Below are 9813 nucleotides of genomic sequence, written 5' to 3'. Positions count from 1 at the left end.
GGTTTGTGTTTTTTATAAGCCGTCAGTGCGTTTTCAATGGATATTACATTGTTGCTATCCAACGGTTTTAGTGGTGGTATTTGTAGGAAATGAAAATTCTTTCTGTCGAAAAACAGCAGATTTCCATTGGTGGTATGACCGATCAATTGGAATGCAGCCAACGGTTTTGTAGTTCCTTCCAATATAATTTTATCCAAACAGCTACCATCGAATCCAAATATGTAAATGGTATTTTCTCCTTTAAAATAAAGGATCTGATCCTGATGATTTACCGCAAAATGAAATTCTTCCAATTTACCAAGCTTGAGATTTTTCGGCTCAAAGTCTTGCAATTGCCCGACCACAGTTCCATCGGTGTTTATCAACAAAAAACAAGCACTGGCACTCAAACGTCGGAATTTATCAAAAACGGGAACCAATAACAACGATTCCGTAAGCGGATAAATATTCCCGATCCACGGATCGAAAAATGGCATTTTAGTATTGATTTCGATCGCAGCAATTAAATTATCGTCAAAAGTATCATCCCGATAAATGGTTTTTCCATTTTTCAATTCGATACCCGGGAAATCTGTTTTATAGTATGCGCTAGGTCTTTGGTTTAATGCTACCAACAGTTTTAAACGAGGACGTTGTGTGGCATCCTCAAAAGGAGCCTCCGAAATCACGATAAAATCACCGCGTCTTTTACCTTCAGTTGATCCCCAACCCATCTCACTATCGACTAAAGCAATCAATTTATTCGATTGCGGTAATAAAGTTGCGTTACAATACAGATTTTTAGCCGCCGCTTCTTGTTTTTGAGGAAAAAGAGCATGCGCATCACTCTTTAAATTTACAACGGTTGTGGTGTACGAAGCCGGGTCAATGTTTCCGTCTTCATCAATAATAAAACAACGATTGGCATCGCCGGAAATGATGATCTGTCCTGAAGCACTTTCGCTCAGCGCAAATTCTCTGGATTCGTTAAATTCTCTGAATCCGTTTAAAACAGCAGTTACCGGAATTTCCTTTTCAAAGACAAAATCTTTTGAATATTGAAACAGGTACAATTCGGAAAAATGAGACATTAATAACAGATGGCTCCCATCTCTACGCGCTAAAAAGGCAATACAATTTACTAGTGTAAGTGGTTTTCCTGCAAATTTTTCGTCAGTAAAAAAAGGCACTATTATTTTATGTTCCATTATTGTTCTATTTTAAAAATCTTTTAAATACGCTTTTAAACTCCATTCATCCGTTGGTTCTACATAGCGTTCCACTTTTATAGGTCTCCCCAAATTATTCAAACGCAAACTTTTATCTTCATCACCATCTACATGTCGCCATTGTTTCGCATCGGAACTAAGTATAAAATCAGAAACAATTTTTAATTCCCCATTGATTGAAGCGACTAAAAAACACTCTTTTATTTTTTTTATTTCGTCATCAGGATCTGAAAAAGAAACATAACAAGCCCAAACGGTACCATATTTTTCATTATCATATTCACTTATTTTAAATAAATAACGGGGAGCCGGGTAAGGACAATTTTTGGACTCCTCATAAAAACGATCAGAAAGCGGACTAATCATTTTACCTATAATATTAAATTCCACTTTTCTTTTCAGATCAGTATCATACGGATCTTCACAGTAAATATTCAATTCATTCACTACAAATTCGTTATATTTTTCAATATTATCTTTGTCCCTCTTTAAATCCAGCGCTATTTGTTCTTTTTCAAAAACAATATCTAAAAATGTTTTGATTTTTTCCATTCGAGTGTTTTAGTTTTACTATTTTATTGGTTAATTTTTCTTATATTATATAAAGACTAATTCCTACCAATTGCTTTTACTGCTATTGCATAAAAAACGGCAAGCCTAAAACCTTGCCACTATAATACGTTAAATTTAGTATTACATCTTATTGGTTACTTCTTGATACCAATTTTCAAGTGCACTTACATTTGACCAATCCGGATCGTTTCCATAATTTTCATAAAGAACATCACAATCAAATCCGCCTGTCTTTGGAGAATAAACCATTTTAAGTAAGGTCGGTAGTTCTCTTCCATCATCGCTAAAAACATCGGAAAGGTCCATTAAAGCATGACCTCCAATACTTAATAAAGCATCAATCCTATCATCTGAATCATCTGCTTTTTGGTGTAGTACATTGTTCACGAGTTCTTTTTTAACTACAATATTGTTGATTTGGTAAAAGACATTATAGAAAAATATTTCATACTCCATCGAAGCATAAATATATACATGATCAACCTCTTCACTATTGCGACCAACATACTCAAAAGCAACTTCAACCATTTCAGTAGTTAGCCTTTGAAACTCTTTATCAAATTGTGTTTTTTCCATTTATTTATTTTTTTATTTCTTCTCCCTCGTTAACGGGCGAACATGAAATGTGGTTTACTATTATTAATACATTGGCTAATATACTTTAATTTTCTTATGCTTAATTCTTAAGAAATTTATTACACAAAAAAGATATTTATTTTGATTTTTTATTAGTGTACACTCTTTTAAAGTTTCAATTTTCCCGTTTGGGCGGCAAACTTAAAAATCGGTTACTGCATGGCGTTGTTATTTTCATTATGGATAAAGATTGTTTCAAAATGGTTTAATTTTAATTGCTACTTTATAAAAAATTTACCTTTAAATATCAATTTTTAACTATTTTTATCGCATCAATATCCCCTAATAATGAGCCACGATAAAATACGCGACCACATTGATTGTTTAAACTGTGGAAAAATTGTAACCGACAAATACTGTCCGAACTGCGGTCAGGATAACACCGAATCCCGAAAGTCATTTCACTATCTGTTCACACATTTTGTAGAAGATTTTACGCATTATGACAATGCTTTCTGGAAAACCATGAAATATTTGTTGTTCCGCCCTTCACGCCTTACCCGCGAATATTTGGCTGGAAAGCGTAAACACTATGTAGCTCCGGTTAAGCTGTATATTTTTATCAGTTTTATAACCTTTTTCCTTCCGGGGGTACTTCCGGAAATTGATCACGATAACGAAACGCAACGTGAGGTGCGTAAGGCGGAAGCTCATAAATATGATTACAACTACGAGGAGGCTGATTCGATTATGAAAGCAACCACAGGTAGAAAAATACCTACAATCGGAAATTATAGTTCGGTAAAAGAATACGATTCGATACAAAAGACACTTCCTCTGGCAAAAAAGGATTCCGGATTAATGGAAAAATTTCAAAGAAGGATGGCCGAGATAAACGAAAAATATACCACAAAAGAAGTCATTGGAAAATTCAAGGACTCTTTTATTCATAATCTTCCAAAAGTACTTTTCCTCTATCTGCCATTATTTGCTTTTTCGTTATGGCTTTTTCACGATAAAAAGAAATGGTACTATTTTGAACACGGTATTTTTACGCTCCATTACTTTTCGTTCCTGCTTCTCAACACCATGCTGATTCTAACACTGAGCTGGTTCCTGAAACTATTGGGCGATAATGGCTTTCTCACATTTTTAGAGTTTATACTAACCTGTATTTATCTGGGTTGGGGCTTTACCTACTTTTTTAAAGCACACCGGTTTTTTTACGGAGAAAAACGCTATATCTCTAATTTAAAGAGTTTGATACTGTTTTTTGTCAATTCTTTCCTAATCTCGGTTGTATTGGTATTGTTTATCATTTATACAATCGTATACCTCCATTAATTTGAATTTATTCTAAAAAGTACGACGTTTCATTTTAATGAAATAGTCGTACTTTTGTGTATCTAAATATTTTAAAATGCAACATATTATTGATCGTTTTATCAGTTATGTAACTGTTGACACCGAATCTGATCCGAATTCCGATACCACTCCAAGTACTGCCAAACAATGGGATTTGGCCAATCAATTAGTTGAAGAATTAAAAGCCATTGGTATGGAAGAGGTAACCATCGACGCGAATGCGTATATCATGGCTACCCTTCCGAGTAATGTGGAACACGAAGTACCGACTATCGGTTTTATTTCACATTTTGATACCACTCCCGATTTTACCGGAGCGAATATCAAACCACAGATCGTAGAAAACTACGACGGAAAAGACATCATCTTAAACAAAGAACAAAACATTGTATTATCGCCAAGTTATTTTAAAGATTTGTTGCAATACAAAGGACAAACGCTTATCACTACCGATGGTACGACACTTTTAGGAGCCGACGATAAAGCCGGAATTACCGAGATTGTAACGGCTATGGAATACCTGATCAATAATCCGGAAATCAAACACGGAAAGATTCGTGTTGGCTTTACACCGGATGAAGAAATTGGTCGTGGTGCGCATAAATTTGACGTTGAAAAATTTGGTGCCGATTGGGCGTATACGATGGACGGAAGTCAGATTGGCGAACTGGAATATGAGAACTTTAATGCCGCCGGAGCCAAACTTACTTTTAGCGGAAAAAGCGTTCACCCGGGTTATGCCAAAGGGAAAATGATCAACTCTATGTTACTGGCTAACAAATTCATTTCCAATTTACCAAAGCACGAAACGCCACAGGAAACCAAAGGCTACGAAGGCTTCTTCCATGTAACCGGAATTAACGGTAGTATTGAAGAAACCAAAGTTGAATTGATTATCCGTGATCACGATCGTAAGAAATTCGAAAAACGCAAAAAAGCAGTCGAAAAAATAGCTGCCAAGATCAATAAAAAGTTTGAGAAACAATTTGGCGGACCGATTGTTAGCTGCGAAATCAAAGACAGTTACTACAATATGCGTGAAAAAGTGGAACCGGTAATCCACATTGTAGAAGTAGCTGAAAAAGCGATGAAAGAATTGGGTATCAAACCGATCATCAAACCGATTCGCGGTGGAACAGACGGTTGTCAGTTATCCTATATGGGATTACCGTGTCCGAATATCTTTGCCGGCGGTCATAATTTCCACGGGAAATACGAATATGTACCGGTAGAAAGTATGCAAAAAGCGGTAGAAGTTATCGTAAAAATAGCCGAACTAACGGCCGAAAAAAAATAAATCCGAATGGATGAAAAACACAAATGGGACAAGGTAAACCAATGGGAAGAAGAGCTGGATTATTTAAAAACAATCCTGCTTCAAACCGAGTTGGTTGAAACCACCAAATGGGGTGGCCCGACCTATACCTATAACGGCAAAAACGTATTGGGCATTGGCGGGTTTAAATCCTATGTTGGCATTTGGTTTTTCAATGGAATCTTCCTAAAAGATCCGCATAAAGTTTTGGTTAACGCCCAGGAAGGCGTTACCAAGGCTTTACGCCAATGGCGCTTCCAATCGAAAGCCGATATGGACGAAAAACTGATTTTACAGTATGTCCAGGAAGCCATTGCCAATGAAAAAGCCGGTATCCACTTTAAGCCGGAAAAAAAAGAAGCCTTACAATCGGAATACCTTCAACAACAATTGGCACAGGATTCGAATTTACAAAATGCTTTTTCTCAATTTACCCCTTATAAACAAAAAGAATTTATCGAATATATAGCTACTGCCAAGCAGGAAAAAACCAAATTAAGTCGGTTTGAGAAGATTAAACCCCTAATCTTAGCTGGCATCGGTCTAAATGATAAATATCGTTAAGATTTCTTAAATTAACCTAAAACCTTTAAGATAAAGATACTATCTATTTTGTTTGTTTAACAAAATATCAAAATATTATTAATTTTATTGCAATAATACAATTATCTTACAAAAACACGTAATTTTACCTAATATCGATCCTGTGCGTTTGCCTAGTTTTGTATAAACTTAACCACAAAATTTATATTTATGGAACAAATTATTGGACAAATCCAGGCTTTCGGATTTGGTTTTGCACCTGCACAGTGGGCATTTTGCGACGGACAAATCATGTCAATTGCACAAAACACAGCTCTATTTTCATTACTTGGAACAACTTTTGGAGGAAACGGACAAACTACATTTGCCTTACCAGACTTAAGAGGACGTTCTATCGTTCACCCAGGATCAGGACCTGGATTAACACCAGTTCAGTGGGGAGAATCAGGTGGAGCGCAAAATGTTACGCTATCACTTTCTAACGTACCGGCTCACGTTCACCCATTAGTTTCAGGAACTGGAGCAGGACAAGTAAACGTTGCAACAGTTATCCATACAAACACGGGTAATCCAACCAACGAATCAGACAACGGAAACAACAGTTTCGGTACAGGAGGAGCTGCTGCAAACGCTTATAGTGAGCCACCATTTGCAGGTACAGACAAAGTAGGAAACATCACTACTTCTATTAGCGGGACTACAGGTATTGCAGGAAGCAGCTTACCATTTTCGATCCGTAACCCTTATTTAGGAATTTACACAAGTATCGCATTATACGGTATCTTCCCTTCTCGTAATTAACGAAAGAAAACAGTTAATCGTTAAAGGAGAGGAAGAATACGTTCATCCTCTCCTATTATTTTTTTACATGAGTACAGTAACTAAAATAGGAATCCTAATCCCGCAATCCAAACAGTATAAGACCTTGGATCGGGATTTTATTCGTGGTATCAAACTGAACAATCTAAACGCTCAATACTATGTAGAGAGCATTGGAATTGGTGCCAATGAACAATTGATCATTGATAAAATACAAAAGCTTTATTTTCAGGAAGGAATCAATATTATGATTGGTTTTTTCGGACATCATAACATGAGTCGCGTCTATGAATATGCTTCGGATAACGACATATTATTAATCGCTTCCGACATTGGTGCTACCGTACCTTACGGGATAAAAAAACAAAAAGGTATTTATATCAATTCCTACGGGCTAACCGAATCGTGTTTTTTATTAGGAAATCATTTTTCAGAAAAGAATTATGATAAAATTGCGACAGCAACCTCCTATTACGATTCCGGCTACGGAATGTTATCGGCAATCGAAACATCCCTCAACAAAAATAATATGATGTTCTCCGGACATTATATTACCCCTTTTTATCCTCGGGAAAACGAAGCCGAATGCATGCAATTAACTCTAGACCACTACAAGCCTGAAGTGGTATTTGCGTTTTACAGCGGTTTGTATGCCGAAGAAAACGCCTCTTTTATTCGCACCAACAAAGTAGCACAACACTATACCTTTTACACCACGCCTTTTGCAATTAACGAAAGTATTATTAGCGAATACCAAGCTCAGGCCTTTCCACTATATGTAGTAGCTTCCTGGTTTGAAAATTTTGCCCATACTTCTGATTGTTCTTTTAACATGCAATTCAAAGAACAATATGACGATGCAGCTACCGTATTCGCGCTATTAGGTTATGAAAACGGCGCTTTGTTAGCGAATTTATTAGAAACGGCAGAGAGCACCGATACCCGCACCTTGTTGCGCCATATCAGTACTATAAAAGCAGAAGGACCACGAGGATCGATACAATTTGATTCCGAAACCAACCGTACAAAATTTGATCATCACATTTATAAACTGGAACGCAATTCAGATGATCAAGTGGCATTTGAACGAGTGAACACACTTGTAAACGAAGGACACTTTATTACTGAAGTAACGGAACAGGATATGCCCCCTAAAATCGGTGGATGGCAAAATGCCTATTTATGTCATTAAAAATTTAACCTCAATTATTATTCACATGAAGCAGAGATTACTCGCAACCCTCGTATTCCTCTGTACATTCTTTGTACAGCAGAGTACCAAAGCGCAAACCCTCGGTCCGGGAGACATCGCCTTTATCGGCTATGATTTCGGAACCGTCGATGGGTTTTCATTTATCGCCCTCAAACCCCTTCCGGCCGGTGAAACCATTTACTTTTCGGAACAGGGATGGACAGCAGCAGGCTGGGCCGTCAACACGGAAACCCACTTACGATGGGTTATCCCTAGTACGGTACCCTGTGGAACGATTATTTCTATAATCGAAACTTCTGCTGATACTTTTACCGTAACCGGTACATCAGGAGTTACTATTGCTTTAAGTTCTAACTTTAACCTATCGGGAGGTGACCAGATTCTGGCTTACCAAAGTACCAGTGGTGTAGCACCAGCGAACCCTATCTTTATTGCAGGTGTTCATGGTGATTACAACAATACCAACTATGATCCGGTTACAACCTGGAATGCTACTGCCGATGCCGGTACAGCTGAAAGTATTCTTCCTACAGGACTTACAAACGGTGTAAACTGTATTTCGCTTTTCCCGGCACCGGGACCTGAAAGTGCCAATAGCAAATATACAGGAACCTTAACCGGAACAGCAGCAGCATTACGAGCTGCCATTAACAACCCGGCTAACTGGGGACACAACGGTACTGCCTCACTTGGTATTACACCAGCGGGCTATCCGGCACCAAACGTAAACTGTACCGTTGTTGTAAACGCAACAGTAACCACAACAGCAGCAACCAATGTAGGTGCCGTAAAAGCTACTCTAGGAGGTAACGTAACTGCCGATGGTGGTGCTTCTGTTACTGAAAGAGGAATTGTATGGGCTTTAGCAGCCAATCCAACCACTTCAGACAACAAAACCATTATTGGAAGCGGAACCGGATCCTTTAGTTCGGTTATTTCATCGTTGCCATCTGCGACGACTATCCATTTTAGAGCGTATGCTATTAACTCGTCTGGAACAGCTTATGGAAGTGACTTAACGTTCACAACCAATGCAGCTTTATCCGCTACTATTTCCTCTACAAATGTTTCTTGTAACGGAGGTTCAAACGGTAGTGCTACTGTAGTTGCTTCTGGAGGTGTTACGCCTTATACCTATTCATGGTCGCCGGCTGGAGGAACTGCAGCATCAGCTACAGGTTTAACAGCACTTCCTTATACTTGTACCATTACGGATAACGAAGGTACTACGATTACCAGAAATGTAACGGTTACCCAACCAACTACTTTTACAGCAACTTCATCTAAAACGAACGTAAGCTGTAATGGTGGTTCAAATGGTGTAGCAACAGTAGTACCAACAGGAGGTACAGCGCCTTATACGTATTCATGGGCTCCATCTGGAGGAACAGCAGCTACCGCTTCTGGTTTAGCTGTAGGAAATTATACGTGTACAATTACCGATAATAACGGATGTACAATCTCAAGAGGATTTACAATTACACAACCAACTGCAATGTCGGTTACTACTTCCAGAACCGATTTATCGTGTAACGGAGGATCAAACGGTATTGCAACTGTTAACGTTACCGGAGGAGTACCTCCATACACGTATTCATGGGCTCCGTCAGGAGGAACTGCGGCAACCGCTTCTGGTTTAGCAGCAGGAACGTATACCTGTACTATTACCGATTCAAACAGTTGTACAGCTACGCGAACTTTTACAGTTTCACAGCCAACAGCTATCACAATTACACCATCACAAACTAATGTTGCTTGTAATGGAGGTGCTAATGGTACCGCTACAGCAACTGTAACCGGTGGTGTTCCGGGATATACATATTCATGGGCTCCATCTGGAGGTACAGCTGCAACAGCTACTGGTTTAACAGCTGGTACCTATACTGTAACTATTACCGATGCTAATGCGTGTACCAAAACACAATCTTATACCATTACAGAACCGGCTACTTTCACAGCTACCACTTCTTTTACTACTGTTTCTTGTAACGGTGGTTCAAACGGAACAGCGAGTGTTACAGCTTCTGGAGGTACAGGACCTTATACATATTCATGGGCTCCATTTGGTGGTACAGCAGCTACAGCTACTGGCTTACCTGTAGGTGTTTATACTGTTACCATTACGGATTCTAATGCATGTAGTATTACAAGATCGGTTACGATTACACAACCGTCTGCATTAACTTCTACTGCATCGATGA

At 38.4% G+C, this 9813-nt stretch carries 8 protein-coding genes and 1 pseudogene; 6 read left to right on the top strand and 3 right to left on the bottom strand.

From position 1 onward, the window contains the following. The 3 genes from Q1R07_RS01565 to Q1R07_RS01555 all read right to left on the bottom strand — a co-directional run. A partial coding sequence (locus Q1R07_RS01565; protein WP_300485273.1) for a hypothetical protein occupies positions 1–1187 on the bottom strand: 1187 nt, incomplete at its 3' end. A 12-nt stretch (positions 1188–1199) separates the two neighbouring features. Then, complete coding sequence (locus tag Q1R07_RS01560; RefSeq protein ID WP_300485272.1) at positions 1200–1760, bottom strand: hypothetical protein; 561 nt, start codon at positions 1758–1760, stop codon at positions 1200–1202. Positions 1761–1901: 141 nt separating this feature from the next. Next, positions 1902–2357 (bottom strand): hypothetical protein, encoded by a 456-nt coding sequence (locus Q1R07_RS01555; protein WP_300485271.1) that lies wholly within the window; start codon positions 2355–2357, stop codon positions 1902–1904. Positions 2358–2705: 348 nt separating this feature from the next. Between Q1R07_RS01555 and Q1R07_RS01550 the strand changes: the two genes are divergently transcribed. From Q1R07_RS01550 to Q1R07_RS01525, 6 genes and pseudogenes are all read left to right on the top strand, one after another. Beyond that, the gene (locus Q1R07_RS01550) at positions 2706–3701 is read left to right on the top strand and encodes a DUF3667 domain-containing protein (RefSeq protein ID WP_300485270.1); all 996 of its coding nucleotides are present in this window, start codon (positions 2706–2708) and stop codon (positions 3699–3701) included. A 76-nt stretch (positions 3702–3777) separates the two neighbouring features. Continuing rightward, complete coding sequence (gene pepT, locus Q1R07_RS01545) at positions 3778–5019, top strand: peptidase T (RefSeq protein ID WP_300485268.1); 1242 nt, start codon at positions 3778–3780, stop codon at positions 5017–5019. Between the two features lie 6 nt (positions 5020–5025). Next, positions 5026–5601: a DUF1801 domain-containing protein gene (locus Q1R07_RS01540; protein ID WP_300485267.1), complete on the top strand. Its 576-nt coding sequence runs from the start codon at positions 5026–5028 to the stop codon at positions 5599–5601. Between the two features lie 189 nt (positions 5602–5790). Then, entirely contained in the window at positions 5791–6381 is a 591-nt protein-coding gene (locus Q1R07_RS01535; RefSeq protein WP_300485266.1) for a tail fiber protein, read from the top strand. A gap of 67 nt (positions 6382–6448) precedes the next feature. After that, on the top strand, positions 6449–7591 hold the full coding sequence (locus tag Q1R07_RS01530; protein WP_300485264.1) for an ABC transporter substrate-binding protein: 1143 nt from the start codon (positions 6449–6451) through the stop codon (positions 7589–7591). A 25-nt stretch (positions 7592–7616) separates the two neighbouring features. Further along, a pseudogene (locus Q1R07_RS01525) lies at positions 7617–9813 on the top strand (SprB repeat-containing protein); the annotation flags it as partial.

The sequence above is a fragment of the Flavobacterium sp. genome (assembly GCF_030146175.1).
Lineage (GTDB): Bacteria > Bacteroidota > Bacteroidia > Flavobacteriales > Flavobacteriaceae > Flavobacterium.
The sequence above is the reverse complement of the archived record's forward strand: the minus strand, read 5'-3'. Positions and strand labels throughout refer to the sequence as shown.

What these genes read in the sequence shown, in the direction of transcription:
- Q1R07_RS01540 (WP_300485267.1), top strand. Translation starts at nt 5,026, where the DNA reads ATGGATGAAAAACACAAATGGGACAAGGTAAACCAATGGGAAGAAGAG.
- Q1R07_RS01560 (WP_300485272.1), bottom strand. Translation starts at nt 1,760, where the DNA reads ATGGAAAAAATCAAAACATTTTTAGATATTGTTTTTGAAAAAGAACAA.
- pepT (WP_300485268.1), top strand. Translation starts at nt 3,778, where the DNA reads ATGCAACATATTATTGATCGTTTTATCAGTTATGTAACTGTTGACACC.
- Q1R07_RS01550 (WP_300485270.1), top strand. Translation starts at nt 2,706, where the DNA reads ATGAGCCACGATAAAATACGCGACCACATTGATTGTTTAAACTGTGGA.
- Q1R07_RS01530 (WP_300485264.1), top strand. Translation starts at nt 6,449, where the DNA reads ATGAGTACAGTAACTAAAATAGGAATCCTAATCCCGCAATCCAAACAG.
- Q1R07_RS01535 (WP_300485266.1), top strand. Translation starts at nt 5,791, where the DNA reads ATGGAACAAATTATTGGACAAATCCAGGCTTTCGGATTTGGTTTTGCA.
- Q1R07_RS01555 (WP_300485271.1), bottom strand. Translation starts at nt 2,357, where the DNA reads ATGGAAAAAACACAATTTGATAAAGAGTTTCAAAGGCTAACTACTGAA.